This window comes from Pseudomonas extremorientalis, from assembly GCF_001870465.1.
GTDB lineage: Bacteria > Pseudomonadota > Gammaproteobacteria > Pseudomonadales > Pseudomonadaceae > Aquipseudomonas > Aquipseudomonas extremorientalis.
This window is the reverse complement of the sequence record NZ_MDGK01000055.1, coordinates 229,567-254,544: the sequence shown is the minus strand read 5'-3', so window position 1 is coordinate 254,544 and position 24,978 is coordinate 229,567. Positions and strand designations below refer to the sequence as shown.

The window sequence follows — 24,978 nt, the reverse complement described above, 5'->3', positions numbered from 1 at the left end:
GTGGCGTTCACAACCGGATGTTTAAGGTTGCTGTTTACGTCCGGCCATATGCTTCAAATACCCCACCAACAGATCCAGCTCACCGTCCGGCAACACGCTGGCCGCGAACGCCGGCATCTTCGCCTGCGGCCAATGCCGCAAACTCTGTGGGTCGCGGATATAGCGCTTGAGGAAATCACCGCCAAAATACTCGGTGGGGTTGTAGGGGATATTCAGGTCCGGTCCCACCTGGGCGTCTCCGGCGCCATTGAGGCGGTGGCATGCCAGGCAATTTTTCTGGAACAGGGCAAAACCCTGGTTGATCGGGTCGTAGGCCGCCAGCTTCGGATCCGGCAACAACGCCGGAAAACGCTCCGCCACTGTCGTCAACTGCTTGATCGCGGAAATCTGGAATGGCCACTGCTCAGGGCTGATAGCCCCGGCTTGCGGGTTGGTCCACACCAAGTAGAACGGCCCTGCACCGGGTTTGCCATCTGCCAGCGCCGGCCATGGTTGAGCAGGATCCTCCACCGCCAGCCAGGCGCGTGCACCCTGGTGTTCCAGCAACGGCGCGGCGGTGAGTTCGGCGGCGAACCCATCCAGGGCCACCGCTTGCACGTGGCTCTCGGGTTTCAAGCCAGGTAGGAGTACGGCCAGCGGCACTGCGCGATAACTCATGCTGCGCTTGTAGGAGACGTCATCGGCGATCTGCACCGTCTGCGCTTGCGGGTGCTTGAGCAAGTCGGCGGTCTGCCAGGTCTTGCGGGAGTGGTCGAGTTCGATGGTCAATTGGGCCGCCGCAGTGGGGAGGCTGATGAGCAAGGCGAGGAGGGCAAGGATGGCTTTCAAGAAAGGGCCCGGTGTCGAGTGGCGATGCTGCTCACGATACCGCAAATCTGCACGCAAAAAGACAGCCCCTGCAGGACCGCTATGCGCAATGTCCTTGCAGGCGCTGCCAAAAACTGCAGACCCGGTGCTGTGAATGCACGGCATGTGGGCGTGGAGGTGTCACCCAATAACCTTGGTTAAATTGGGCAAGATCAGAATCAGTGTGGTGGCGAACAGAATGAGTCCCGCCTGACGTACTTTCGAATGTTTGAACATGGCTGACTGCCTTTTGTTGTTATTCCTGAGCGTCAAATGCGTGCCGGTTTTATTTCAGTATGGCGAGATGACGTGTCGCTTTTCTTACAGTTGCTCCAGCAAAACCCGGCAGCAACTTCCTACTGATTCAACCTTAGAGGCCTTGTTCTTCGCGGCTTAGACTCATTTCGTATCAGCTAATCAGCATTTCTGCTTAAAAAGGCATGAGGCATATCGCCATCTTGGCGCCAATGCCTTGGCTAGACAGCTAAAACGATTAATCAGGGGATTACCTTAGGTACCTACCGTTCGTCCGAGCGAGGGGGTCAAAAGCAATGAGCGCATCCGTCATTGAAACCGTGTCAATCGGGCCTAAGGTAGGGCACACATGCACACTGGTTCGAGGACGTCATGACCCAAGCGTTGATCTTTGATGCAATACGCACCCCACGTGGCAAAGGCAAGCCGGACGGTGCCTTGCACAGCGTCAAGCCGGTGAACCTGGTGGCCGGCCTGCTCACCGCGCTGGCCCGACGCAGTGACCTCGACACTCATCAAGTGGACGACATCGTGCTCGGCTGCGTGACCCCGGTAGGCGACCAGGGCGCCGACATCGCCAAGACCGCGGCGCTGGTGGCGGACTGGGACATCAGCGTCGCCGGCGTGCAGGTCAACCGCTTCTGCGCGTCGGGCCTGGAGGCGGTGAACCTGGGGGCGATGAAAGTCCGCTCCGGCTTCGAGGACCTGGTGGTGGTCGGCGGTGTCGAGTCCATGTCCCGCGTGCCCATGGGCAGTGACGGCGGCGCCTGGGTGCTCGACCCGCAGACCAATATGCACAGTCACTTCACCCCACAGGGCATTGGCGCGGACCTGATCGCCACCCTGGAAGGTTTCACCCGCGAGGACGTCGACGCCTTTGCCCTGCATTCGCAGCAGAAAGCGGCGAGGGCGCGTGCAGACGGTGCCTTCAACAAGTCGCTGATCGCGGTTCAGGACCAGAACGGCATCGTGCTGCTGGACCATGACGAATTCATTCGCGGCGACTCCACCCTTGAAGGCCTCGGCAAGCTCAAGCCGAGTTTCGAAATGATGGGGCAGATGGGCTTCGATGCCACCGCGTTGCGGGTCTACAGCCATGTAGAGCGCATCCATCACGTACACACCCCCGGCAACAGTTCCGGCATCGTCGACGGGGCGGCGCTGATGTTGATCGGCTCCGAAGCCAAGGGGCGTGAACTGGGCCTGCAACCCAGGGCACGTATCGTTGCCACGGCGGTCACCAGTACCGATCCGACCATCATGCTCACCGGTCCTGCGCCCGCCACGCGCAAGGCCCTGGCCAAGGCCGGCCTGCGCGTCGAAGACATCGACCTGTTCGAGGTCAACGAAGCGTTTGCCTCGGTGGTGCTCAAGTTCATCAAGGACATGGGCATCGACGCCGCACGTGTGAACGTCAACGGCGGCTCGATTGCCATGGGGCACCCGTTGGGAGCGACCGGCTGCGCGATCCTCGGCACCCTGCTCGACGAACTCGAAGTACGCCAGCAGCGCTATGGCCTGGCCACCCTGTGTGTTGGCGGTGGCATGGGCATCGCCACCATTATCGAACGCCTCTGAGCCAAGGAATTTGTCATGACCCAAGCCATTCGTTACGAAAAAGGCCAGGACGGCATCGTGGTGCTGACCCTCGACATGCCCGGCCAAAGCGCCAACACCATGAACGGCGTATACCGCGCGGCCATGGCGGCCACGGTCGAACGCCTGGAGACGGAAAGGGACAGCATCGCCGGCGTCGTCATCACCTCGGCGAAGAAAACGTTTTTTGCCGGTGGCGATCTCAATGAACTGATCAAGGTCGACAAGGCCCACGCCAAGGATTTCTATGACGGTGTGCGGGTGTTGAAAGCGCAACTGCGGCGCCTGGAAACCCTCGGTAAGCCCGTGGTGGCCGCCATCAACGGTGCGGCACTCGGGGGCGGCTGGGAGATTTGCCTGGCATGCCATTACCGCGTCGCGCTGGACGACAAGTCGGTGCAGTTGGGCTTGCCGGAAGTCACCCTGGGCCTGCTGCCGGGGGGCGGCGGGGTGGTGCGCATGGTGCGTACGCTGGGGCTGGAAAAGGCCTTGCCGTATTTGCTCGAAGGCAAGAAAGTGCGGCCGCAACAGGCGCTGCAAGCCGGCTTGATCAACGAACTGGCGGCGGATGGCGATGAGTTGCTGGCCAAGTCCCGCGCCTGGATTCTGGCCAATCCGGACGCCAGGCAACCGTGGGACAACAAGGCCTACCAGATTCCAGGCGGCACCCCTTCGAACCCAAAAGTTGCACAGATGCTGGCAATAGCGCCGTCGATTTTGCGCAGTAAAACCAACGGCTGTTTCCCCGCCCCGGAGAAAATTCTCTGTGCGGCCGTCGAGGGCGCCCAGGTAGACTTCGACACCGCGCACCTGATCGAAACCCGTTACTTCACCGAGTTGGTGACGGGGCAGGTGGCAAAAAACATGATCGGCACCTTCTGGTTCCAGCTTAACGAGATCAACGCCGGCAGCTCGAGGCCGCAAGGGTTTGCGGCGTATATCACGCGTAAAGTCGGCGTGCTCGGTGCGGGGATGATGGGGGCGGGTATTGCCTATGTCAGCGCCAGTGCAGGCATCGAGGTGGTGCTCAAGGACATCAACCTGGCGGCCGCCGAGAAGGGCAAGGTGCATTCGGCGGTGCTGCTGGACAAGAAGGTCAGCCGTGGGCAATTGACCGCCGAGCAGCGGGAAACCATTTTGGCGCGGATTCTTCCTACGGCCTCTGATACTGACCTGGCAGGCTGTGACCTGATCATCGAGGCGGTGTTCGAAGACCGCGAACTCAAGGCCAGGGTCTCGGCCGCTGCGCAAAGCGTGGTCGGCGCCGAGGCCGTAATCGCCTCCAACACCTCCACCTTGCCCATCAGCGGCCTGGCCACGGCGGTGCCGGATCAGGCCAGGTTCATTGGCCTGCACTTCTTCAGCCCGGTGGACAAGATGCCGCTGGTGGAAATCATCAAGGGCGCACGCACCAGCGACGAAACCCTGGCCCGGGGTTTCGATTTCGTCCTGCAAATCAAGAAAACCCCGATCGTGGTCAATGACAGCCGTGGCTTCTTCACTTCACGGGTGTTCGGCACCTTTACTAACGAAGGCATTGCCATGCTCGGTGAGGGCGTGGCCGCGCCGATGATCGAGACCGAAGCGCGCAAGGCCGGCATGCCGGTGGGGCCGTTGGCGGTGTCTGACGAAGTGTCCCTCAGCCTGATGAGCCATATCCGGCAGCAGACGGCCAAGGACTTGCAGGCGGAGGGCAAGGCGCTGCCTGCGCACCCGGCGACGGCGGTGATCGATCTGTTGGTCAATGAATACAAGCGGCTGGGCAAGGCGGCGGGAGGCGGTTTCTATGAGTACCCCAGCGGCGGGCAAAAGTACCTGTGGCCAGAGTTGAAAAGCCGCTTTGAGCGACCCGACCAACGCATCTCTGCGCAGGATGTACGCGACCGCCTGCTGTTTATCCAGGCCATCGAGACGGTGCGCTGTGTGGAGGAGGGGGTGTTGATGTCCACGGCGGACGCGAACGTGGGGTCTGTTTTCGGCATTGGTTTCGCGGCCTGGAGCGGTGGCGCGCTGCAGTTCATCAACCAATACGGCTTGAACGACTTTGTTGCCCGCGCCCGCTATCTGGCGCAGCAGTATGGCGAACGTTTCACGCCGCCGGCGCTGTTGCTGGAGAAAGCGGCGCAGGGTGAAGTGTTCCGGTGAAGCTGGGGGGCTTGCCTTGAAGGGGTATTTCAAGGCAGGCTCTGGGGGTGTGCAATATTCCCATCACCGTGTCAGGTATTTTTTATGTCGCTACGCGTCTGTATCCTGGAAACCGATATCCTGCGTCCAGGCTTGATCGATCAATACCAAGGGTACGGGCAGATGTTCAAGCGCCTGTTCGCCAAGCAGCCGATTCCCGCCGAGTTCGTGGTGTACAACGTGGTGAACGGTGAATACCCCTCGGACGACGAAGTCTTCGACGCGTACCTGGTCACCGGCAGCAAGGCCGACTCCTTCGGCACTGACCCATGGATCCAGACCCTCAAGACCTACCTGCTCGACCGTTACGAGCGTGGCGACAAGCTGCTCGGCATCTGCTTCGGTCATCAGTTGCTGGCACTGTTGCTGGGCGGCAAGACCGAGCGCGCCGGCCAGGGCTGGGGCATGGGCATTCACGACTACCAACTGGATGCCAAGGCCCCGTGGATGAGCCCTGAAGTACCGGAATTGACCCTATTGATCAGCCATCAGGACCAGGTCACCACGTTGCCGGAGAATGCCACGGTCATCGCCTCCAGCGCTTTTTGCCCGTTCGCGGCGTACCACATCGGTGACCAGGTGCTGTGTTTCCAGGGCCACCCGGAATTTGTCCATGATTATTCTCGCGAGTTGCTGGAGATTCTCCAGACAACCCTGGGCGAAAAAGTCTATACGAACGGCGTGGCCAGCCTCGAGCGCGACCACCACGGTGCAACCGTGGCGGAATGGATGATGCGGTTTGTGGCGCACAAATCCTAAAGCCAACCCGACCGTTTGAAACTGGCCCACAATGCCGTGCAACCCGTCGCAATAAACCCGAGTACCGCAAAGTAGCCGTAGTGCCATTGCAGCTCGGGCATGTTCTGGAAGTTCATCCCGTAAATCCCCGCCACTGCGGTGGGGAACGCCAGGATCGCCGCCCATGCGGCAAACTTGCGCTGCACCACGCTCTGGCGCGAAGCCTCCAATAACACACCGATTTCGATTGTCTGGCTGGCGATATCGCGCAGGGTGGTCAGGTCTTCCATCTGCCGCGTCACGTGAATCTGCACGTCACGGAAATACGGGCGCATGTTCTTGTCGATGAACGGGAAGCTGAGCTTCTGCAGCTCCTGGCTGATCTCCACCATCGGCGCCACATAACGCTTGAGTCGCAACACGTCGCGGCGCAGGCCGTGGATCTTCTGGATATCCCGCTCGCTCAGCGAACTGCACAACACGTTGCGCTCCAGCTCATCGATCTCGGCATGGATCGCTTCGCTCACCGGCTGGTAGTTTTCGGTGACGAAATCCAGCAGCGCATACAGTACGAAATCTTCCCCATGCTCCAGCAAAAGCGGCCGCGCCTCACAACGCTGGCGCACAAAGCCGTAGGACGCCGAGTGCCCATTGCGCGCGGTGATGATGTAGCCGTTGCCGGCAAAGATATGCGTCTCGATAAACTCCAGCTTGCCGTTCTCGCGCACCGGCGAGTAGGTGACGATAAACAGCGCATCGCCAAAGGTTTCCAGCTTGGGGCGGCTGTGTTTTTCCAGGGCGTCTTCGATGGCCAGTTCATGCAGGTTGAACTGGCGTTGCAGGTTGGCCAACTCCTGGGCGTCGGGTTCTTCCAGGCCTATCCATACAAAGTGATCGGGTTTGGCGGCCCAGGCCGCGCCTTCATCGAGAGTGATATCCGTGACTTTCTTACCGGCGCTGTAGACGGCGGCCGCAACAACTCTACCCATGGTGCTGATCGCTTCTTATTGGGAGGACAAGTGTTGGGCAGCTTAGCCTGAATGGCGTTCCGTCGTTGCGTCGAGCTTTTTGTAGTGTGCGAGCTTGCTCGCGCTGGGGGGCGAAGCGCCTCCAAGCGGTGTTCAGGCTGCCCGCAACTCGCGGTCCATCTCGTCAATACAGGCTTGCATCTGCGCATGACACGCCTGCATCAACGCCGGGATGTCATCCGAGGTCAGGCCAACGGTAGGAATTGGCGGCAGCGACCGTATGAGCACATCCCCACTGTTCCAGCGATTGAGCTGCATCTGCGTGACGTAATTGCTGACACACACCTGCACAATCGGCACACCCGCCGCAATCGCCATATGGAACGCACCTTTCTTGAACGGCAGCAATCCTTTGCCCAGGTTGCGCGTGCCTTCCGGGAACACCCAGATCGAGGTGTCTTCATGCTGCAACGTGTGGGTGGTGGTGAGCATCGCGCGGCGTGCCTTGTGCGCATTGCCCCGGTCAATCAACACATTGCCCGCCAGCCAGAACAACTGGCCGAACAGCGGCACCCACTTCAAGCTTTTCTTGGCGATGCACACCGTGCGGTGGGGCACCACGGTGCCGAACACAAACAGGTCATAGTTGGACTGGTGGTTGGCGATGATCACGCAGGTGCCGGGCTTGTTGCGCAGTGAGTCCACATCGGCCTTCACGTTGAGCCGCAGGATCCACATGGCCGGCACCGCGTACAGGCGTGCGCACAGGCGACTGTTGTCCGGGTTGAACGGCCGGCACACACCAACCAGCACGCCGAGCACGCCGGCAAGCATAAAGTGCAGGCTCATCAACAACATACGCAACAGGAAAAGCATCGACACGGCCTACCGGGACAAAAGTTGGCGCAGTGTACGGTTGTGCACTGTATTCGGCAATTATCCCGGTAGAGGTAGGAGATAGCCGATGTTTAAGCGCATGTTTCAACATCTGTCGATACAGGCAAGCTAGAGCGGCTGAAGATGATTCGGAATTGGTTGTAAGAAAAAGCCCGACGCAAGGTCGGGCTTCGGTGTATCAGGCGTAGGGATTAACTCAGGATATGCCCCTGGTCCTGGATGATGGCGTCGTCCAAGGCTTCCAACAGTTCTTTACGGACTTTCAACTTGGTGTGCTTGTGGGCGTTCATGTTGAGCTTCTTCAACTGACGCGCCGCTTCCAGCGCCGCCGCGTGCAGCTCTTCCGGTGCCACCACCTTGTCGAGGAAGCCCGCTTGCAACGCGCCCTGCGGGTCAAACATCTCGGCATTGATCACCGAACGATGGAACGCCGACTTGCGCAGGCGATCCCGCGCCAACTCGATACCGGCGTGGTGCATGGTCATGCCAATCGCCACCTCGTTCAGGCCAATGCTGAACGGGCCTTCCACGCCAATCCGATAATCCGCCGACAACAGCAGGAAGGCACCCTTGGCCACCGCATGGCCAGGGCACGCCACAATCACCGGGAACGGGTGCGACAACAGGCGACGCGCCAACGTCGAACCGGACGTCACCAGGCTGATCGCCTCTTTAGGGCCGGCGGTCATCACCTTCAAATCATAACCACCCGACAAAATCCCCGGCGTACCGGTGATCACCACCACCGCCCGGTCCTTCTCCGCCTGGTCCAGCGCTTCATTAAACGCACTGACCACCGCCGGAGAAATGGCATTCACCTTGCCGTTGCTCAAGGTCAGGGTCGCGATACCGTCTTCGAGGTGGTAGGCAATCAACTCACTCATGACGCGGTTCCTTGTAGGACTTGTTATAGAAGAATGCAGCAGACGTTACCCACCACGCCCGCCCCGGTAAAGCGCTGTGACTGACTGGCCAGTCAGGGTTTTCCCCTGCACAGCGCATTGGAATGCCTGGGGCAGGGCACAATCGCCACCCCAGACACCTACCGCCAATGCCTGAGAATGGCACAATCAACGCCCCTTGCCGGGCGGTGAGCGGCATAACCGGCTAAGCGCATGAATATTCTGAAAAAAACCTTTGCCATCAGAAAGGCTTTCGACTACATTAGCGCGCCTCGACAGACTGAACTGGTTTGACGAGATACGGTGAAGTGTCCGAGTGGCTTAAGGAGCACGCCTGGAAAGTGTGTATACAAGAAATTGTATCGAGAGTTCGAATCTCTCCTTCACCGCCACATTCTTGAAGAAATCCCGCGAGTTAGACGCTCAGCGGGATTTTTTTTGCCCGCGATTTCGCAGCCTACCCCCATCTGTGCCCCGGTCGAGTGGTGCCTTTTGGGCATTGCCTATTCTCATACCCGAATTTCATCAAAAGTTGCTGAAAAGGGCTTGCTGCCTCACCTGGCATGACGCTGCGAACGAACCGTTGCGCTTTCGATCACGTCTGTGCGAATGGCTGACGGTTGCCCAACACTGTTGCGTGCATAGCTGCATAAGGTGACCGGCAGCTCTGCTATTTCCAGGAAAATGCCATCCATGGCCAGGGTGTAGCGTTCATCGTCAATATCGCCACAGGTGGTCCTGCTCGCCGAATGCACGCTGTAGTAGTAATGCTGGCTAAAACCGCTGTGCTGGTTTTCCCAGGCGATGTGATAGCGGTGCTTGATCTGCGGTGCCGGTGCGGGGTTGGTCAGGAAGACCGAATGGGTGAATACATTGCGCAGGAGTGCTTCGGTCAGCGGTTGCTCGGCCTTTTGCACACCGAGTATGCACAGCACATGCGGCCCCAGCACTGGGCCGATGGACTGGTTGATGTACGCCTCGTCAGAGGCGGCGGCGACTTGGTAGCCGTGGGTGCGTGCGCAATCGTTGATGTCATTTACGGCCTTGAATCGGTAGAACGGTTCCTGCATCGAGAATCTCAGGTTCCAGGTTGGACGGATTATTTGGCCGGCGGCATCACGTTGTAAATGCACATACGGCTTCAGGTTCCATGGTTCGTCCAGCGTGATTTCAACGGCCTTGAGCTGGCAGGTCGGGGTGTCATTACGGAACACACCGTCTACAAAGCAGTAGTACAAGTGGTTGGCAGGATAGCTGTAGTTGAATTTGGCGGCTTCACACACCGAGTTGTTCTGACAGCTATTGAGAATGTCCTTCTGAATGGCGGACGCGACCTTGCTGATGATACTGGTGATTTCATTGGTATTCCGGTCCAGCATCGGACTGCCGGAGCTGCCTGGGCGCAGACCGTTGCAGCGGTTGCGCAAGGCGTTGGGGAACACACCGGGTTGTTCGGCAAAACTGTTGATCGTCGACTCCACGCAGGCGCTCATGCGTAGTCCCTTTTTCAGGAACCCGGTCGGCGCACCCACATTGATCACTTCTCGATCCGACGTGTGACGTTGAGATGCCAGCCTGAGTGGCATGATCCCGCTGGCCACCAGCGCGGCCAGTGACGTATCCAGTTCGAGCACGGCTAAATCGGTGCCCGCCATGCTGCTCCAATGTGCTGTTTTGACGGCGTAGGTGACATGCCGTTCAGGTGTGTCATGAAAGTAATTGAAGGTGACATCGGCGGTGAACGCCCGGCGCAGGAGCGCCGTACCGTAGCTGAAGAACACGCAGTGCCCGCTGGTCAGCACATAAGCCGGGCCGGTGGCCTTGCCCCGGCGATCATGAGTGTCAAGCAGAACGGCATTGCAGGTCTGGCCTAAGGCGTTTTTCAGTGAACCGATGCCGGTCCATTGCGGGTAACGGTGGTGTTTATTCTCAAGTGCCATGGACGGTGACTGTTCGGTAAGTCCTTCGGCCAGGTCTCTGGCGTGGCTGGGCCAGACGATGCTGAGCAACAGGAGATACAGGAAAACGCAAGCGCTGTGAGTACGTGACATAAGGGGGCCCGACAAGGAAGTCATTGATTGGCTGAAACTACCCAATCAGGCCATGGCAAACGCCATACAGGACTATTGCGTGAGCCCTTGAGAGAAGGTGCTGATCCCAGTGATCATGGCGTCACCACCTTTTGACTGCATCGTCTCAGATATGCAGCCACGCCAGGCTGCCCAGCACCACCGCGACACCCGCCGCTGTATACGACAGGCGCTTCAACCATTCCCGCCTGGTCAGCAAGGTGATCGCCGCCAATGAAATCGCGATCTGAATCGCGGTCATCGCCTGGGCCCAGCGATGGTGCTGGTGCAGCGCCTGTTCCGACTTTTCATCCCATTGCTTTGACGTGGCCTCAAGCTTTTCGGCCTGTTTGCGCACGTCTTCCTTCTGGCTTCTGTAGCGCTCTATCTCTTCCTTGTAATGCACCGCGTCCACGCCGGGAATGTGGGTGGCCAGTTCTGCCAGGTTTTGCCGGCTGGATTTGGCCTGGTAGTAGTTCCACTGGTTGGCGGCTTCGGTCTTGAAGATGGCGGCGTTGTTCTTGTCCATTGCCGCTTCGCTTTCGGTGGAGCCGGCCTGGTAGCTGAGCATGGCGCCGAGGGTGGCCATGAGGGCGGTCATCACGGCGATGCGGCTGGCGAAGGTGTCACCACGGCCGTGGGCATGTTCGGTGGTGTGTTCGATGTGTTTTTCGTGGGGGCTGGGGACTTCGAAGGCTTCGGACATGGGGGCGTCTGTGAAGGGACTGAGGGAGTCTGATTCTTCACCAGTGAAGCTGTCTCAATCCTGTACGTAACGCTGCAAACCTTCCACCAGGGCGTCGAACATCACGCGGCAGCGCGGGCTGTTGCGCAGGTCTTCGTGCATGGTCACCCAGGTGTCCAGCTTGAGTGCAAAGCCTTCTGGCAGGACCCGGCGCAGGCAGGGATCGCGCTTGGCCAGTTGGACCTGGCAGCCGCCGATACCGGCACCGGCGCGGATCAGTGCCAACTGTGCCAGGTCGCTGTCGCTGCTGAGGGCGAAGGCGCTACGCTCGAAGCCCTTGATGGCCAGGCTGCGGATAAATGCGTTTTCCTGGTCGAAACCGATCACTGAGTGGCCGGCCAGGTCCTGCATCAACAGGGGCGTGCCGTGTTGCTGCAGGTAATCGTCGCGGGCATGCAGGCCGACTTCGATCAAGCCGATGCGTCGCGCCAGCAGTTGCTCCTGGCTGGGGCGGACCATGCGCACGGCGATGTCGGCTTCCAGTTGCAACAGGTCGCTCAGGCGGTTGGTCAGCACCAGTTCGACCTTGAGGTGCGGGTGTGCCTGGCGCACTTGCGTGAGGATCGGCGGCAGCACTTCCACGCCGATCACTTCGCTGGCGGACACGCGCACCACGCCGCGCACTTCATCACCCTGGGCAGACGCTGCACGCTCAAGTGCCGCCGCTGTGCGTTCCATGGTTTCGGCGTGGGCGCGCAGGGTCCGGGCTACCGCCGTGGGCAACAAGCCGCTCGGTGAACGGGTAAACAGCACCACGCCCAGCGCCGTTTCCAGCGCGGCAATGTGCCGGCCGACCGTGGGCTGTGTAATGCCGAGTTGCCGTGCGGCTCCCGACAACGATCCTTCTCGGAATACGCCGAGGAACGACCGGTAAAGCTCCCAACCAATATTCGTTGCCATGCATAAATGTATAGCGCCTTGGCGATCTTCGACAATTCCTCTATAGCGCCGGCACGCAGAAAATGTCCCCATCAACCCCTGTGGGAGAGTGTGATGAACAAAGTATTGGTGTTGGGTGCAACCGGTGGCATTGGTGGCGAAGTTGCACGGCAGCTGCTGGCGGCGGGTTGGCAGGTGCGCGCGTTGACCCGTGATGCCGACAAGGCCCGTGGCCAGAACGCCGCATTTGACTGGCTTGAGGGTGATGCACTCAACCGCGATGACGTACTTGCTGCAGCCCGAGGCTGTGAAGTGATCGTGCACGCGGTCAACCCGCCGGGCTATCGGCACTGGGCCGAGCGGGTGCTGCCGATGATCGACAACACCATCGCGGCGGCCGTTGCGGAAGGCGCCACCATTGTGTTGCCCGGTACCGTCTACAACTTTGGGCCGGACGCGTTTCCCGTACTGCACGAAGACTCCCCTCAACACCCGCAAACCCGCAAGGGCGCGATCCGTGTGCAACTGGAGCAGCGTTTATACGAAGCTTCAGGCAACGGGGCGAGGGTGCTGATCGTGCGCGCCGGTGACTTTTTCGGCGCGCAGGCGGCCAACAGCTGGTTTTCCCAGGGCTTGGTCAAACCTGGCAACATTGTGCGCAGCATCAATTATCCGGGGGCGCCAGGTGTTGCCCATCAATGGGCGTACCTGCCCGATGTGGCGCGTACGATGGTTGAACTGCTGGAGCGCCGTGAAACCCTGCAGGCGTTCGCGCGTTTTCATATGGCGGGGCAGGTGGACACGGATGGCACACAGCTGAGCCGGGCGATCCAGCGCGTGGTGCTGCGTAGGACGGGGCAACAGCCGGTCGTCAGGATGTTCCCCTGGTGGCTGCTGAAAATAGCTTCGCCCTTTGTCGCCACCTTCCGTGAAATGCTGGAGATGCGTTACCTGTGGCAAACCCCTGTACTGCTCGATAACACGCAGCTGGTTGCGGTACTGGGCGCTGAACCTTGCACGCCGCTGGATGAAGCGGTGGAGACGACCCTGGCCGGCATGGGTTGCCTGCGTCGGGCAGTGTGAAGTTTGGCTCAAAGTGGCCTGTGGCACGCCCTCTACGGCACTGGCCCATGCGCGGATCCAGGTGGAAGCCTTGAGCAAGGGCTGCAATGGGTGGGCTGAGGGCGCGGATTTTCCAGAGTTACGCTTTATAGCTCCAGTTGACTGGCGTTGATGCCGAAGGCCTTGGCAATTTTTTCCCGCGTTGCACGGCGAGGTTTGTTCACCGACTCTTGTTGGGCAAATGCGGATTGGGAAATGCCCAGGCGTTTGGCAACCTCTTCCTGGGTCAGGTTCAGGTGTTCGCGCCATGCACGGATAGGGGTTGCCCCATCCACCAGGCGGCTTACCACCGCATGGGGAATCAGATTTGGATCGTTCTGCCGGGCCAGATAATGTTCATAGGGAATCACCACAAAGGCTGGCTTGCCCTCCGTATTGTGGATGATCTGTACGGCAGTAGGTTCGCTCGTCACGCTTCTTGACCTCTTCAATGCTGACCACATGGATATCGCGATCCCAATCGAAAAGGACTCGGTAATTACCCACGCGCAAGCGATAACCATGGGGGTAATTGACCAATGCCTTGACGTTGGCTGCCTCGGGCATGCGCTCAAGCGCTGACACCGCATCGCGTACCTGTTGCTGATGATACGTATGCAACCGAAGCAGTTGCTTTACGGATTTTCTAGTCCAGTGGATGGAGTTCATTGGAAGATTAATAAGTCTTTTATAAGGTTATCAAGCGATATTTTCAGACGCCGGCCAGTGGCGGTTCGCGCTGCCCTCACAAACCGTAGACGGTCGCCGCACACACCGACCGGTATAGCTGTTGCCAGTTATGAGGCACTGATATGAAGGGCCATCAACTCGGGAATCGAATCGATACAAAGTCATGGCGGTTGCCTGCATGGGACCCGCACCGCTATTGTGCTGAATCCTTTTAGTCTTTCCCTTGGGTTGTCGTGATGAATGCACCGCGTACCGCAGTCGGTCCGATCAAGGCCGTGATTTTCGATATGGACGGGTTGTTGCTGGACACGGAAGGCATCTACACAGAAGTCACGCAAATCATCGCCGAACGCTACGGTCGCATCTACGATTGGGGCATCAAGCAGCACATCATCGGGCGTGGTGCCCAGGACCTGGCGGACTACGTGGTGAAGGCGCTGGACCTGCCGATCACACCGGCTCAATTCCTGGAGATCCGCGAACCGCTGATGAGCGAGCGTTTCCCCAAGGCCTTGGGCATGCCCGGCGCCGAAGCCTTGGTGCGGCACTTGAAGGCGCACAATATCCCGATTGCCGTGGGCACCAGTTCGTCGCGCAATTCGTTTGGTCACAAGACCACCCTGCACCGCGAATGGTTTGGCCTGTTCGACACCATCGTCACCGCTGACGACCCGGAAGTGGGCGCCGCCAAACCCGCGCCAGACATCTTCCTCACCGCCGCCCGCCGCCTGGGCGTTGCGCCCGAGGATTGCCTGGTGTTCGAAGACTCACCCTTCGGCGTCACTGCTGCCAAAGCTGCCCATATGACCGCCATCGCTGTGCCGGATGAAGCCATGGCCGACAGCAAGTACCACCACGCCGACCAGATCATCCGCAAGCTCGCGGACTTTGACCTGGCGGCCTACGGCCTGCCACCTCGAACCTGATTGATCGCGGTTGAAAATGTGGGAGGGGCGGTGCGACGATTCGACTTGCCCCCTCCCACATTTGATTGGCAGTGTTCAGGAAGCCCTAGGCGCTGAAGCCTCCATCGATGGTCAAGCTTGCACCGGTGATATAGCCCGCTTCCGGTCCTGCGAGGTAAGCCACAAAACTGGCAATCTCCTCCACATGCCCATACCGCCCCACCGCCATCAACCCAATCAAACTCTCGGCAAAATCACTGTTAGCCGGGTTCATATCGGTGTCCACCGGCCCAGGTTGTACGTTGTTGATGGTGATCCCCCGTGGCCCCAGATCCCGCGCCAGGCCCTTGGTCAAGCCCACCAGCGCTGCCTTGCTCATCGCATATGGGCCACCGCCACCAAACGGCATGCGTTCGGCGTTGGTACTGCCGATATTGATCACGCGGCCGCCTTCACCCATATGCCTGGCCGCTTCCTGGGTTGCGATAAACACGCTGCGCACGTTGATCGCCAGGGTCTGGTCAAAGTCTTCCAGCTTGAAATCCTCCAGCGGCGCGATGGCCAGTACGCCGGCGTTGTTCACCAGGATATCCAGGCGCCCAAAGGCTTCGACGGTGGCGTTGACCGCATTGCGTATCGCATCGGCACTGGCGCTGTCGGCATGGATCGCCAGGGCTTTGCCGCCTTCGCTGATCACGCTGTTCTGCAGTTCTTCGGCCTTGGCGGCCGAGCTGACGTAGGTAAAGGCAACGGCTGCGCCCTGTGCGGCAAGACGTTTGACGATGGCGGCGCCGATGCCGCGAGAACCGCCTTGAATCAAGGCGACTTTGCCGCTGAGGTTTTGTGTGGTCATGTCGATCTCCAAGCTGTTCAAGGCGGGATGCCTTGTTGTTGGAACCGAGTATCGACCTCGCCAGCCCCTCCCGGTAGACCAGGATTGCTATAGTCTGTGTAAACAAAAAGTTTAGAGTGGTCGATATGGAAAGCTTTGGCAGTATCGAATGTTTCGTGCGCAGCGCCGAAGGTGGCAGCTTTGCCGAAGCGGCGCGGCACCTGAGCCTGACACCGGCGGCGGTGGGCAAAAGTGTCGCCAAGCTCGAAGCGCGTTTGGGCGTACGCCTGTTCCAGCGCAGCACTCGGCGCCTCACCCTCACTGAAGCCGGCAAGCTGTTCCTCGAAGAGGTCAGCGGCAGCCTTACCACCATCCAGAACGCCGTGGCCAACCTGGCCAGCGCTGAAGGGCGGCCGGTGGGCACGTTGAAAGTGAGCATGGGTACGGTGTTTGGCAATCGCTACGTGGTGCCGCTATTGGGCGTGTTCATGCGCCGCTTCCCGGACATCAGCCCGGACTGGCATTTCGATAACCGCCAGGTCGACTTGATCGGCCAGGGTTTCGATGCTGCCATCGGTGGTGGCTTCGAGCTGCCCCAGGGGGTGGTGGCGCGCAAGTTGACCCCGGCCCATCGCGTGCTGGTGGCGTCACCGGACTACCTGGCGCAGCGTCCCCCGGTGCGGGCGCCCGAAGACCTGGCGCATTGCCACGGGATTCTCATCCGTTCACCGCAGACCGGACGCGTGCGCTCCTGGCAATTGACCAGTACCGAGCGTGAACACCGCCCGCTGGTGCTTAGACCGAGCATGACCATGAGCGATTCCGAAGCCGCCTGCTGCGCCAGCGCCCAAGGCCTGGGCGTCGCCTTGGTGAGCATGCCTATGGCCGTGCCATTCCTGGACAGCGGTGCGGTGGTGCGGGTGCTGCCCGACTGGTACGTCGACGACGGCAACATCTCCATCTACTACGCCGAACACAAACTGCTGCCCGGCAAGACCCGCGCGTTTGTGGATTTCATCATCGAGCAATTCGCCGAGCAGCAGTTGAACCAACGCTTCAGCGCGGCCAACCGATGACTTTTTTCGCCCTTGGCGTTGCGTAAGTCCTGATCTTCGACGTCGACAACCCCAGCCGCACCAGCGACTCGGCAATGGTCACCGCCGCTGTCACCCCATCCACCACCGGCACACCGGTGCGCTGGCGAATCTGCTCATCCAGCCCGGCCATGCCGCCACAGCCCAGGCAGATCACCTCGGCCTTGTCTTCGCTGATGGCCAGTTCCGCCTGGCGCACGATGGCCTCCATCGCTGCCAGCGGGTTTTCTTCCAACTCCAGCACCGCCATGCCACTGGCGCGCACCGAGGCGCAGCGCTGGTACAGGCCGGCCAGTTTCAGGCGGTCTTCGATCAGCGGCACCGTGCGGTCCAGGGTCGTCACTACCGAGTAGGCGTGACCCAGGAACATCGCCGTGCTGGCGGCGGCTTCGGTGATGTCCACCACCGGCACGTTGAGCAATTCCTGCAAACCTTCACGACCATGCTCGCCGTACCCGGCCTGGATCACTGCATCAAACGGCTGGTCATAGGCCATCACCCGGTCCATCACCGCGATGGCCGCCAGATAGCTTTCAAAGTTGCCCTCCACCGATTCGGCGCCGAAGTACGGCGTGAGCCCGACAATCTCGGTGCCCGGCGCAGCCACGGCGCGCGCCTGCTGGGCGATGGTTTCAGTGATGGATTCGGTGGTGTTGACGTTGACCACGAGGATACGCATGGAAGGTCCTTGATTAATGACTGACGTTATCGACGGCAATGCTTTCGCCGCTGACATCGGCGTAGAACGGCTGGCGCTTGGCGATCAGCAAGTACAACAGCCCTGCAATACCGGCGCCAAACATCCAGGAAAACGGTGACACGTTGGCAAAACCCGGTAACAAGGCCAGGAGAATGGCGATCACCGCCGCAGGAATAAACGCTGCCACCGCACGCAAATTGACTCCACGGCTGTAGTAATAAACGCCGCGCGGGTCTTCGCTGTACAACTGCGGCACGTCCACCTGGCTTTTACGGATCAACCAGTAATCGACCATGATCACCCCATACAGTGGCCCCAACAGCGCGCCCAGGCCGGACAGGAAGTACACGATCACCAGGGGGCTGTTGTAGAGGTTCCACGGCAGGATCAGCACCGCCACGGTGGCGCTGATCAACCCGGCGCGGCGGAAGTTCAGGTACTTGGGCGCCAGGTTGCTCAGCACAAAGGCCGGCGCGACAAAGTTGGCCATGATGTTCACCGCCACGGTGACGATCAGGAACGCCAGGCAGCCCAGCACCAGGAAGAAGGTATTCGGGATGGCCGCGATGATCTCGGTCGGGCTTTCGATCACTCGGCCATTGAGCTGGAATTGCCCGCCGCACAGCAGCACGGTGATCGCGGCAAACACCAGGATATTCACTGGCAGGCCCCAGAAATTACCCACCTGAATGGTCTTGCGGCACGGCGAGGAGCGGGCGAAGTCACAGAAATTGAGGATCAGCGTGCCGTAGATAGCCAGCCACAGCGCGCCGCCGGCAAAGATATTGCGCCACATCTCGCCGCCGCTCAGCGGCTCGCGGATCGACCAGGCGATGATCCCGCCGGTCTGGAAATACATCCAACCGGCCAACGACGCCACGGTGAGTAAAATCACCGGCCCGGCGAAGCCTTCGTAGCGGCGTACCATTTCCATGCCGTAGGCCAGGATCACCAATTGCACCAGCCAGATTGCCACGAAACACACCCAGCCGAGGGACGACAGGCCCAGGATCGAATTGTGGTCGTATTCGGCAAAGCCTGGATGAATCGCCGTCAGCAACACGCGGAAAACCACCGAGGCCAGGTAGGTCTGGATACCGAACCAGGCAATCGCAATCACCGCGCGGATCAACGCCGGAATCTGCGCGCCATGAATGCCGAAGCTGATACGGCTGATCACTGGAAACGGCACACCGGTCTTTTGCCCCATATAGCCCGACAAGTTCATGAAGAAGTACACCAGCGCGGCACCGATGCCGAGAGACAACAGAATCTGCCAGCCGCCCAGGCCCAGTGCATACAAGCCAATGGCAAACGAGTAGTTGGCGATGTTGTGTACGTCATTGGTCCACAGCGCAAAGATGCTATAGCGACCCCAGCGCCGGCCTTCAACCTTGGTGGGCGCCAGGTCCTTGTTGTGCAGGCGTGGGCTCAGCACCAGAGGGCCGGGCTCGATGGCTTCGGGCTTCAGGGAGGAGGGCAGATCCAGTGCGATATTATTCGAGAGGCTTGTACGCATTCCGGCAGGCTCCAGCACATCGGCAGCCAGGCCGCAGATGGCAAAGTGTATGTAGGTTTTGTATTTATTGTATACAAAGCTTGTTTTGCCTTAAGCCACTTGCGTGCCAGTTTTTGATCTATGAAAACCTGGGGTAATTTCGTTTTTATAGGTTTATTGAATAACTAGCTGAATTTAAAGCGATATAAATTGACCGTTTGAACAGTTATTTATTTTTTGGTAGGAACCGGGCTATTTGTAAAGACAAAAGGCAGGAGGGGAGAGGTGTTACGTAATGGTGCGAAACAAGATGGATTGCACACATAAATGGCACCGATGGTTACATATGTGTGTACACGTTCAGTGGCTAACATAACTCAAATGTGGGAGGGGGCTTGCCCCCGATTGCGGAGTGTCAGTCACTATTGACCTGGCTGACCCACCGCTATCGGGGGCAAGCCCCCTTCCACATTTTTTACAGCGCAACTTCAGGCCTTGCTGATGATATTGCCCGCATGCAACCCGCATTCCTTCTGCGTGGCTTCCTCCCACCACCAGCGACCTTCGCGCTCATGCTGGTTCGGCAACACCGGGCGGGTGCAGGGCTCGCAGCCGATGCTGATAAAGCCGCGCTCATGCAGGCTGTTGTAAGGCAGCTCCAGCATGCGGATGTAACCCCAGACTTCCTCACTGGTCATCTGCGCCAGCGGGTTGAACTTGTACAGGGTGCGTTCCGGGGTAGAGAAGGCCGTGTCGATTTCCAGCGCCGCTACCTGGCTGCGGGTGCCGGGGCTCTGGTCGCGGCGCTGGCCGGTGGCCCAGGCAGTGACGCCGGCGAGTTTACGGCGCAGCGGTTCGATCTTGCGTACGCCGCAGCATTCGCCGTGGCCGTCCTTATAGAAGCTGAACAGGCCTTTCTCTTTGACGAAGGGTTCCAGCTTGCTCTGGTCCGGCGAGATCAACTCGATATCGATCTTGTAGAACTCGCGCACCTGCTCAATGAACCGATAGGTCTCCGGGTGCAAGCGCCCGGTGTCGAGGCTGAACACCTTGACGTTCTTGTTCAGCTTCCAGGCCATGTCTACCAGCACCACGTCCTCGGCGCCGCTGAAGGAAATCCACAGGTCATCACCGAACTGGTTGAAGGCCAGCTTGAGAATGTCCTGGGCGGATTTGTTGGCATAAGTCGCGGCGAGTTCAGCGACGTCGAAGGCTTGGTTCATCAGGACGGTTCCTACAGGTCAGTGGCGCTGAGCGCTCTATAGGGGAGCGATGGTATCAAAATCCGCCCTGCGTTGCGGCGGCGAGCATGAATCGCTAGAGTTCGGCAGTCCTTTTGCTCGCTCAACCAACAACATCTATAAGGGAGTGTCTTGTGGAAATTGCCTGTCTCGACCTGGAAGGGGTACTGGTTCCGGAAATCTGGATCGCCTTCGCCGAAAAAACCGGTATTGAATCCCTGCGCGCCACCACCCGGGACATTCCCGACTACGACGTTCTGATGAAGCAGCGCCTGCGCATCCTCGACGAGCACGGGCTCAAGCTCGCCGACATCCAGGCAGTGATCGCCACCCTCAAACCGCTGGATGGCGCCGTCGAGTTCGTCAACTGGCTGCGCGAGCGCTTCCAGGTGGTGATCCTGTCCGACACCTTCTACGAATTCTCCCAGCCGCTGATGCGTCAGCTGGGTTTCCCGACCCTGCTGTGCCACCGCCTGATCACCGACGAGAGCGATCGCGTGGTCGGTTACCAACTGCGCCAGAAAGATCCGAAGCGCCAGTCGGTATTGGCCTTCAAGACCCTCTACTACCGCGTGATCGCCGCCGGCGACTCCTACAACGACACCACCATGCTGGGCGAAGCCGACCGTGGGATTCTGTTTCACGCGCCGGAAAACGTGATTCGCGAATTCCCGCAATTCTCGGCGGTGCATACCTTTGAGGATTTGAAGAAGGAATTCATCAAGGCCTCGAATCGGTCGTTGAGCCTGTAAGGCTTTCAGCGCGGCTGATGGCCTCTTCGCAGGCAAGCCAGCTCCCACACTTGACCGAGTTCCATCATGAGAATGCAGTCAAATGTGGGAGCGGGCTTGCCCGCGAAGAGGCCAGCCCAGTCACTACAAACCGTCCAGTGTCTCCAACAACACCCGCACCTTCGTCAGCGACTCCTGGTACTCCGCCTCCCATTCCGAGTCCGCGACAATCCCGCCGCCGCCCCAGCAACAAACCTGGCCATCCTTCACCAGCAAACTGCGAATGGCGATGGAACTGTCCATCTCGCCGCGCACATCCAGGTACACCAGCGAGCCGCAGTACAACCCACGGCGAGTCGGCTCCAGCTCGTCGATGATCTGCATCGCACGGATCTTCGGCGCGCCGGTGATGGAGCCGCCGGGGAAGCTGCCGGCGATCAGGTCGAGCGCGTCCTTGCCGTCGGCCAGCTCGCCGATGACGCTGCTCACCAGGTGGTGCACGTTGGGGTAGCTTTCCAGGCTGAACAGCTCCGGCACGCTGACCGAGCCGGTGCGGCAGGTGCGCCCCAGGTCGTTGCGCAGCAGGTCGACAATCATCAGGTTTTCGGCGCGGTCCTTGGGGCTGGCCAGCAGTTCGGCGGCGTTGGCGGCGTCTTCCTCAGGCGTCAGGCCGCGTGGGCGGGTGCCTTTGATGGGGCGGGTTTCGACCTGGCGTTTGCTGATGTGCACGAAACGCTCTGGCGACAGGCTCAGCACCGCGCCGTCGTCCGGCAGGCTCTGGAACCCGGAGAACGGCGTCGGGCAGGCTTCGCGCAGGGCGCAGTAAGCGACCCATGGATCGCCGATGCACGGGGCCCGGAAACGCTGGGCAAAGTTCACTTGGTAGCAGTCGCCGGCCTGGATGTAATCTTGGATGCGCACGATAGCCTGGCGGTAGGCCTCGGCGGTGAGGTCCGGCGCCATGGGACCGTTCAACTTGAAGATTGCCGCGCTGTCGGCGACCGGCTGGCCGAACAGAGCGATCAAGCGTTGCTGCTCGCTATCGGCCAGTGTCGGATGAAACACGAGCTGGCTGGTCTGCGCCTGATGATCACTGATCAATGCCCAGGCATACAGCCCGAAGCGCGCATCCGGCAGGTGCAGGTCATCCACGGCGAGGTGCGGCATGTGCTCCAGGTGTCGGCCAAAGTCATAGCTCAGGTAACCGATCAACCCACCGGCAAACGGCAGCTCATAACCAGCAGGCAGATCCGCCTCGCCCAACTGCGTAAGATTTGCACGCAAGCGTTGCAGGAAATCACTGCCGCTTTCGTCGTGCGATACCGTCAATGTCGTTTGTGGCCACGCGCTCAACAGGTCATACCGTCCGCGCTCGGCTGCCGGTCGGCCGCTGTCCAGCAGCACTGCGCCAGGCGCATGGCGAATCGCCGCGAAATACTCGGCGGGGTTGGCCCGGTAGGGCAGCGGGTGTACGGAGCAGGTCAACATGCGGGGTGGATCAGCCATTGGCGCGGGGGAGGGGATTGTAGTCCCCCGTAGGATTTGCTCCTAGGGGGGATGTCGGGGATAGACAGATTGAAGACCTGATCAGCCTTCGACGGGGGGAATATGTCCAAACATTTCCTGCACGAACTTCACCCGTTCTTCCGGGGTTTCTGTCACGCCAGCGGCGTTCAGCGCTTCCAACCGTGCTTCCACCGCATGGGTGCGCAGGGTCAGGCCGCAGTCATTGGCAATCTGGATATTCAGCCCAGGCCGCGCATTCAGTTCCAGGATCAACGGGCCTTTTTCCTGGTCCAGCACCATGTCCACGCCGATATAGCCCAGCCCGCACAGCTCATAGCAGCCGGCGGCGAGCTTCATGAAACCGTCCCAGTTGGGCAGCTGCACGCCATCCACCGCATTGGTGGTGTCGGGGTGTTTGGTAATGATGTTGTTCAGCCAGGTGCCGCGCAGGGTCAGGCCGGTGGCGAGGTCCACGCCGACGCCAATTGCACCCTGGTGCAGGTTGGCCTTGCCGCCCGACTGGCGGGTCGGCAAGCGCAGCATCGCCATCACCGGGTAGCCCATCAGCACGATGATGCGAATGTCCGGCACGCCTTCATAGCTGATGCTCTTGAAGATCTGGTCGGGCACCACACGGTATTCGATCAACGCACGATCACGGTGGCCGCCCAGGGAATACAGGCCAGTGAGGATGCTGGAAATCTGATGCTCGATCTCTTCATGGCTGATGATCTTGCCCGACACCGTGCGATAGCGCCCTTCAAAGCGGTCGGCGACCACCAGGATGCCGTCCCCGCCGGCGCCCTGGGCCGGCTTGATCACGAAGTCGCTGCGCCCGCCGATGATCTCGTCGAGCTTGTCGATTTCTTTCTCGGTGCTGATCACCCCGTACATTTCCGGTACATGGATGCCGGCCGCCAGCGCGCGCTCCTTGGTGATGATCTTGTCATCCACGATCGGGTACAGGCTGCGCTTGTTGTACTTGAGCACGTAGTCGGCGTTACGCCGGTTGATGCCCATGATCCCGCGCGCTTCCAGGGCTTTCCAGGTCTTCCAGAAACCGAACATTACCGGTCAGCCTTCAAGAACGCCTTGAAACGCACCAGCTCGGTCAGGCGGTAACCGCGATAACGCCCCATAGCCAGCATGAACCCCACCAGGATCAGCAGGATCGCCGGGAAGGTGAACACGAAGTAGATCAGCTCCGGCACGCTCATGATCAGGTGCGCCAGGGACGCCGCGAACAGCGTACCAATCGCCACTTTCAGCGCATGGTTGGCGCCGCGTTCCTCCCAGGTGATGGACAGGCGTTCGATGGTCATGGTCAGGATCACCATGGGGAACAGCGCCACCGACAACCCGCGCTCCAGCCCCAGCTTATGGCTGAACAGGCTGATGGCCGCAATCAGCACTACTACGAAGGTCAGCACCACCGACAACCTTGGCAGCATCTGCAATTTCAGGTGTTCCAGGTACGACCTGAGGGACAGCCCCAGCGCCGTGATAATCGTAAACAGCACAATCCCGAAGCCCAGCTGCGTCTCGCGGAACGCCAGGGCGATCAGCACCGGGGTGAACGTGCCGAGTGTCTGCAGGCCGATCAGGTTGCGCAGGATAAGGATCACCAGCACGCCAATCGGGATCATCACCATGATCATGAAGGTCTGCTGGGTTTGCAGCGGCAGGCCGTACAGCGAGTATTCGAGGAAGTTGGCGTCGGTGTTCTCGTCGGTCAGCTTGGCCAGGCGAATCGCGTTCATCTCGCTGTTGTTCAGACTGAAGGTCACCATGGCCTTCTTGCCGCCCTCGACGGTGATCAGGTTTTCATCACCGGTCCACCACAGCAGGCGGTCGGCGGGCAGGCCCTGTTCGCCGGTTTCCGGGTTGAAGTACAACCAGTCATTGCCGTTGAAGCTGCGCAACCACAGTTCCGGGGTTTGCGGCTGGTCGGCGACCAGGCGGATGGTGTGGACCTTTTCCACCGGCACGTGGGCGATGGACAGCAGCAGCTCGACGATCTTGGCCTTGTGTGGCGTCGAAGGGTCGCCCGCCAGCAGCAGTTTCACATTGTCGTCGTTGAGGTTGTTGGTGCGTTTGATCGCTTCGGTGATAAACGTCTCGACGTCGGCCGAGTGCTGGCGGATAGGCGCCAGCAGGGCTTCGGCGGCAATCTTTTCCGGGCCTTCCACGGCGATGCTGTCGCGGAAGGTGGGGCCTTTGACCTTGACCTTCTCGCCGCTGTAGCGCTTGGTCAGCACCAGGCGGTAGTACAGGGTCTGGTTACCCTTGGCGCGGCGCGCCGACCAGGTGACCTTGCGGTTGCCGTCGATGCGGTTGACGCTCACCCCGTAGTTATTCGAGATGAAGCTTTCGTTGAGGCTGACGAAGTCGCGGCTCAGGGGCGGCACGAACATCTGGATCTTCACCGGGTCTTTCGGGTTGGCGACGAACTCGACCTTGGCGTCGATGTTCCACAAGTCGTCGGTGGCGTCCTCGGTGACGGGGATCCCCAGCACGAAGATCTGATAAGCGGTGACCGAAATACCCAAAACCACCAGGATGGTGATCAGGATCTTCAGGTGCAGGGTCAGAGAGCGCATT

22 protein-coding genes, 1 tRNA gene and 1 pseudogene are annotated in these 24,978 nt (G+C 60.0%); 8 read left to right on the top strand and 16 right to left on the bottom strand.

From position 1 onward, the window contains the following. Nucleotides 1–21 precede the first annotated feature (21 nt). Entirely contained in the window at nucleotides 22–828 is an 807-nt protein-coding gene (locus tag BFN10_RS22115) for a c-type cytochrome (RefSeq protein WP_071491439.1), read from the bottom strand. A gap of 645 nt (nucleotides 829–1,473) precedes the next feature. Here BFN10_RS22115 and BFN10_RS22110 point away from each other — a divergent pair. From BFN10_RS22110 to BFN10_RS22100, 3 genes are all read left to right on the top strand, one after another. Then, nucleotides 1,474–2,679 carry an acetyl-CoA C-acetyltransferase gene (locus BFN10_RS22110; protein WP_071491438.1) on the top strand — a complete coding sequence of 402 codons (1,206 nt, stop codon included), beginning with the start codon at nucleotides 1,474–1,476 and terminating at the stop codon, nucleotides 2,677–2,679. Nucleotides 2,680–2,694: 15 nt separating this feature from the next. After that, the gene (locus BFN10_RS22105) at nucleotides 2,695–4,842 is read left to right on the top strand and encodes a 3-hydroxyacyl-CoA dehydrogenase NAD-binding domain-containing protein (RefSeq protein WP_071491437.1); all 2,148 of its coding nucleotides are present in this window, start codon (nucleotides 2,695–2,697) and stop codon (nucleotides 4,840–4,842) included. Between the two features lie 84 nt (nucleotides 4,843–4,926). After that, nucleotides 4,927–5,640 carry an amidotransferase gene (locus tag BFN10_RS22100; RefSeq protein ID WP_071491436.1) on the top strand — a complete coding sequence of 238 codons (714 nt, stop codon included), beginning with the start codon at nucleotides 4,927–4,929 and terminating at the stop codon, nucleotides 5,638–5,640. On the opposite strand, the gene BFN10_RS22095 is transcribed toward BFN10_RS22100, so the two are convergent. The 3 genes from BFN10_RS22095 to BFN10_RS22085 form a co-directional block, all read right to left on the bottom strand. Beyond that, nucleotides 5,637–6,608 carry a magnesium and cobalt transport protein CorA gene (locus tag BFN10_RS22095; protein WP_071491435.1) on the bottom strand — a complete coding sequence of 324 codons (972 nt, stop codon included), beginning with the start codon at nucleotides 6,606–6,608 and terminating at the stop codon, nucleotides 5,637–5,639. The genes BFN10_RS22100 and BFN10_RS22095 overlap by 4 nt on opposite strands. A 132-nt stretch (nucleotides 6,609–6,740) precedes the next feature. Then, on the bottom strand, nucleotides 6,741–7,463 hold the full coding sequence (locus BFN10_RS22090) for a lysophospholipid acyltransferase family protein (RefSeq protein ID WP_071491434.1): 723 nt from the start codon (nucleotides 7,461–7,463) through the stop codon (nucleotides 6,741–6,743). A 212-nt stretch (nucleotides 7,464–7,675) separates the two neighbouring features. Then, nucleotides 7,676–8,368: a crotonase/enoyl-CoA hydratase family protein gene (locus tag BFN10_RS22085; RefSeq protein WP_071491433.1), complete on the bottom strand. Its 693-nt coding sequence runs from the start codon at nucleotides 8,366–8,368 to the stop codon at nucleotides 7,676–7,678. A gap of 320 nt (nucleotides 8,369–8,688) precedes the next feature. Between BFN10_RS22085 and BFN10_RS22080 the strand changes: the two genes are divergently transcribed. Further along, a tRNA-Ser gene (locus tag BFN10_RS22080) sits at nucleotides 8,689–8,778 on the top strand. A gap of 162 nt (nucleotides 8,779–8,940) precedes the next feature. Here BFN10_RS22080 and BFN10_RS22075 read toward each other — a convergent pair. From BFN10_RS22075 to BFN10_RS22065, 3 genes are all read right to left on the bottom strand, one after another. Then, on the bottom strand, nucleotides 8,941–10,437 hold the full coding sequence (locus BFN10_RS22075; protein ID WP_071491432.1) for a trypsin-like serine peptidase: 1,497 nt from the start codon (nucleotides 10,435–10,437) through the stop codon (nucleotides 8,941–8,943). A gap of 145 nt (nucleotides 10,438–10,582) precedes the next feature. Further along, nucleotides 10,583–11,161: a DUF4337 domain-containing protein gene (locus BFN10_RS22070; protein WP_071491431.1), complete on the bottom strand. Its 579-nt coding sequence runs from the start codon at nucleotides 11,159–11,161 to the stop codon at nucleotides 10,583–10,585. 54 nt (nucleotides 11,162–11,215) lie between these two features. Beyond that, nucleotides 11,216–12,100, bottom strand: a complete 885-nt coding sequence (locus BFN10_RS22065; protein WP_071491430.1) for a LysR family transcriptional regulator — start codon at nucleotides 12,098–12,100, stop codon at nucleotides 11,216–11,218. 93 nt (nucleotides 12,101–12,193) lie between these two features. On the opposite strand from BFN10_RS22065, the gene BFN10_RS22060 reads away from it, so the two are divergent. Continuing rightward, nucleotides 12,194–13,162: an NAD(P)H-binding protein gene (locus tag BFN10_RS22060; protein WP_071491429.1), complete on the top strand. Its 969-nt coding sequence runs from the start codon at nucleotides 12,194–12,196 to the stop codon at nucleotides 13,160–13,162. 125 nt (nucleotides 13,163–13,287) lie between these two features. On the opposite strand, the gene BFN10_RS22055 is transcribed toward BFN10_RS22060, so the two are convergent. Together BFN10_RS22055 and BFN10_RS29010 are read right to left on the bottom strand one after the other, a co-directional pair. Further along, on the bottom strand, nucleotides 13,288–13,644 hold the full coding sequence (locus BFN10_RS22055; RefSeq protein ID WP_071491428.1) for a helix-turn-helix domain-containing protein: 357 nt from the start codon (nucleotides 13,642–13,644) through the stop codon (nucleotides 13,288–13,290). After that, nucleotides 13,598–13,849 (bottom strand): annotated as a pseudogene (locus tag BFN10_RS29010) (type II toxin-antitoxin system RelE family toxin); the annotation flags it as partial. The pseudogene BFN10_RS29010 and the gene BFN10_RS22055, both read right to left, overlap by 47 nt. A 257-nt stretch (nucleotides 13,850–14,106) precedes the next feature. Between BFN10_RS29010 and BFN10_RS22050 the strand changes: the two are divergent. After that, nucleotides 14,107–14,796 (top strand): HAD-IA family hydrolase, encoded by a 690-nt coding sequence (locus BFN10_RS22050; RefSeq protein ID WP_071491427.1) that lies wholly within the window; start codon nucleotides 14,107–14,109, stop codon nucleotides 14,794–14,796. Nucleotides 14,797–14,881: 85 nt separating this feature from the next. Here the strand turns inward: BFN10_RS22050 and BFN10_RS22045 are convergent, their stop codons facing one another. Then, a complete protein-coding gene (locus BFN10_RS22045; RefSeq protein ID WP_071491546.1) occupies nucleotides 14,882–15,628 on the bottom strand; it encodes a 3-oxoacyl-ACP reductase family protein in 747 nt (248 codons plus the stop codon). A gap of 125 nt (nucleotides 15,629–15,753) precedes the next feature. Here BFN10_RS22045 and BFN10_RS22040 point away from each other — a divergent pair, with 125 nt between their 5' ends. Next, on the top strand, nucleotides 15,754–16,683 hold the full coding sequence (locus BFN10_RS22040; protein ID WP_071491426.1) for a LysR family transcriptional regulator: 930 nt from the start codon (nucleotides 15,754–15,756) through the stop codon (nucleotides 16,681–16,683). Here the strand turns inward: BFN10_RS22040 and BFN10_RS22035 are convergent. The 3 genes from BFN10_RS22035 to BFN10_RS22025 form a co-directional block, all read right to left on the bottom strand. Continuing rightward, nucleotides 16,664–17,380, bottom strand: coding sequence for an aspartate/glutamate racemase family protein (locus tag BFN10_RS22035; protein WP_071491425.1), 717 nt, complete (start codon nucleotides 17,378–17,380; stop codon nucleotides 16,664–16,666). The genes BFN10_RS22040 and BFN10_RS22035 overlap by 20 nt on opposite strands. Before the next feature lie 13 nt (nucleotides 17,381–17,393). After that, complete coding sequence (locus BFN10_RS22030) at nucleotides 17,394–18,920, bottom strand: NCS1 family nucleobase:cation symporter-1 (RefSeq protein WP_071491424.1); 1,527 nt, start codon at nucleotides 18,918–18,920, stop codon at nucleotides 17,394–17,396. A gap of 467 nt (nucleotides 18,921–19,387) precedes the next feature. After that, on the bottom strand, nucleotides 19,388–20,122 hold the full coding sequence (locus BFN10_RS22025) for a phosphoadenylyl-sulfate reductase (protein WP_071491423.1): 735 nt from the start codon (nucleotides 20,120–20,122) through the stop codon (nucleotides 19,388–19,390). Between the two features lie 152 nt (nucleotides 20,123–20,274). On the opposite strand from BFN10_RS22025, the gene thrH reads away from it, so the two are divergent. Further along, nucleotides 20,275–20,892: a bifunctional phosphoserine phosphatase/homoserine phosphotransferase ThrH gene (thrH, locus tag BFN10_RS22020; protein ID WP_071491422.1), complete on the top strand. Its 618-nt coding sequence runs from the start codon at nucleotides 20,275–20,277 to the stop codon at nucleotides 20,890–20,892. 123 nt (nucleotides 20,893–21,015) lie between these two features. Here the strand turns inward: thrH and pabB are convergent, their stop codons facing one another. The 3 genes from pabB to rloB form a co-directional block, all read right to left on the bottom strand. Further along, complete coding sequence (gene pabB, locus BFN10_RS22015) at nucleotides 21,016–22,359, bottom strand: aminodeoxychorismate synthase component I (protein ID WP_071491421.1); 1,344 nt, start codon at nucleotides 22,357–22,359, stop codon at nucleotides 21,016–21,018. Between the two features lie 99 nt (nucleotides 22,360–22,458). Continuing rightward, the gene (locus BFN10_RS22010; protein WP_071491420.1) at nucleotides 22,459–23,445 is read right to left on the bottom strand and encodes an alpha-L-glutamate ligase-like protein; all 987 of its coding nucleotides are present in this window, start codon (nucleotides 23,443–23,445) and stop codon (nucleotides 22,459–22,461) included. Continuing rightward, nucleotides 23,445–24,977 carry an osmotic stress tolerance membrane protein RloB gene (gene rloB, locus BFN10_RS22005; protein ID WP_071491419.1) on the bottom strand — a complete coding sequence of 511 codons (1,533 nt, stop codon included), beginning with the start codon at nucleotides 24,975–24,977 and terminating at the stop codon, nucleotides 23,445–23,447. Before rloB ends, BFN10_RS22010 begins: the two co-directional genes overlap by 1 nt. Nucleotide 24,978 lies beyond the last annotated feature (1 nt).

Excerpts from the sequence above, each read along its gene's own strand:
- BFN10_RS22110 (WP_071491438.1), top strand. The coding sequence starts at position 1,474 with ATGACCCAAGCGTTGATCTTTGATGCAATACGCACCCCACGTGGCAAA.
- BFN10_RS22105 (WP_071491437.1), top strand. The coding sequence starts at position 2,695 with ATGACCCAAGCCATTCGTTACGAAAAAGGCCAGGACGGCATCGTGGTG.
- BFN10_RS22100 (WP_071491436.1), top strand. The coding sequence starts at position 4,927 with ATGTCGCTACGCGTCTGTATCCTGGAAACCGATATCCTGCGTCCAGGC.
- BFN10_RS22095 (WP_071491435.1), bottom strand. The coding sequence starts at position 6,608 with ATGGGTAGAGTTGTTGCGGCCGCCGTCTACAGCGCCGGTAAGAAAGTC.
- BFN10_RS22090 (WP_071491434.1), bottom strand. The coding sequence starts at position 7,463 with ATGCTTTTCCTGTTGCGTATGTTGTTGATGAGCCTGCACTTTATGCTT.
- BFN10_RS22085 (WP_071491433.1), bottom strand. The coding sequence starts at position 8,368 with ATGAGTGAGTTGATTGCCTACCACCTCGAAGACGGTATCGCGACCCTG.
- BFN10_RS22075 (WP_071491432.1), bottom strand. The coding sequence starts at position 10,437 with ATGTCACGTACTCACAGCGCTTGCGTTTTCCTGTATCTCCTGTTGCTC.
- BFN10_RS22070 (WP_071491431.1), bottom strand. The coding sequence starts at position 11,161 with ATGTCCGAAGCCTTCGAAGTCCCCAGCCCCCACGAAAAACACATCGAA.
- BFN10_RS22065 (WP_071491430.1), bottom strand. The coding sequence starts at position 12,100 with ATGGCAACGAATATTGGTTGGGAGCTTTACCGGTCGTTCCTCGGCGTA.
- BFN10_RS22060 (WP_071491429.1), top strand. The coding sequence starts at position 12,194 with ATGAACAAAGTATTGGTGTTGGGTGCAACCGGTGGCATTGGTGGCGAA.
- BFN10_RS22055 (WP_071491428.1), bottom strand. The coding sequence starts at position 13,644 with ATGTGGTCAGCATTGAAGAGGTCAAGAAGCGTGACGAGCGAACCTACT.
- BFN10_RS22050 (WP_071491427.1), top strand. The coding sequence starts at position 14,107 with ATGAATGCACCGCGTACCGCAGTCGGTCCGATCAAGGCCGTGATTTTC.
- BFN10_RS22045 (WP_071491546.1), bottom strand. The coding sequence starts at position 15,628 with ATGACCACACAAAACCTCAGCGGCAAAGTCGCCTTGATTCAAGGCGGT.
- BFN10_RS22040 (WP_071491426.1), top strand. The coding sequence starts at position 15,754 with ATGGAAAGCTTTGGCAGTATCGAATGTTTCGTGCGCAGCGCCGAAGGT.
- BFN10_RS22035 (WP_071491425.1), bottom strand. The coding sequence starts at position 17,380 with ATGCGTATCCTCGTGGTCAACGTCAACACCACCGAATCCATCACTGAA.
- BFN10_RS22030 (WP_071491424.1), bottom strand. The coding sequence starts at position 18,920 with ATGCGTACAAGCCTCTCGAATAATATCGCACTGGATCTGCCCTCCTCC.
- BFN10_RS22025 (WP_071491423.1), bottom strand. The coding sequence starts at position 20,122 with ATGAACCAAGCCTTCGACGTCGCTGAACTCGCCGCGACTTATGCCAAC.
- pabB (WP_071491421.1), bottom strand. The coding sequence starts at position 22,359 with ATGTTGACCTGCTCCGTACACCCGCTGCCCTACCGGGCCAACCCCGCC.
- BFN10_RS22010 (WP_071491420.1), bottom strand. The coding sequence starts at position 23,445 with ATGTTCGGTTTCTGGAAGACCTGGAAAGCCCTGGAAGCGCGCGGGATC.
- rloB (WP_071491419.1), bottom strand. The coding sequence starts at position 24,977 with ATGCGCTCTCTGACCCTGCACCTGAAGATCCTGATCACCATCCTGGTG.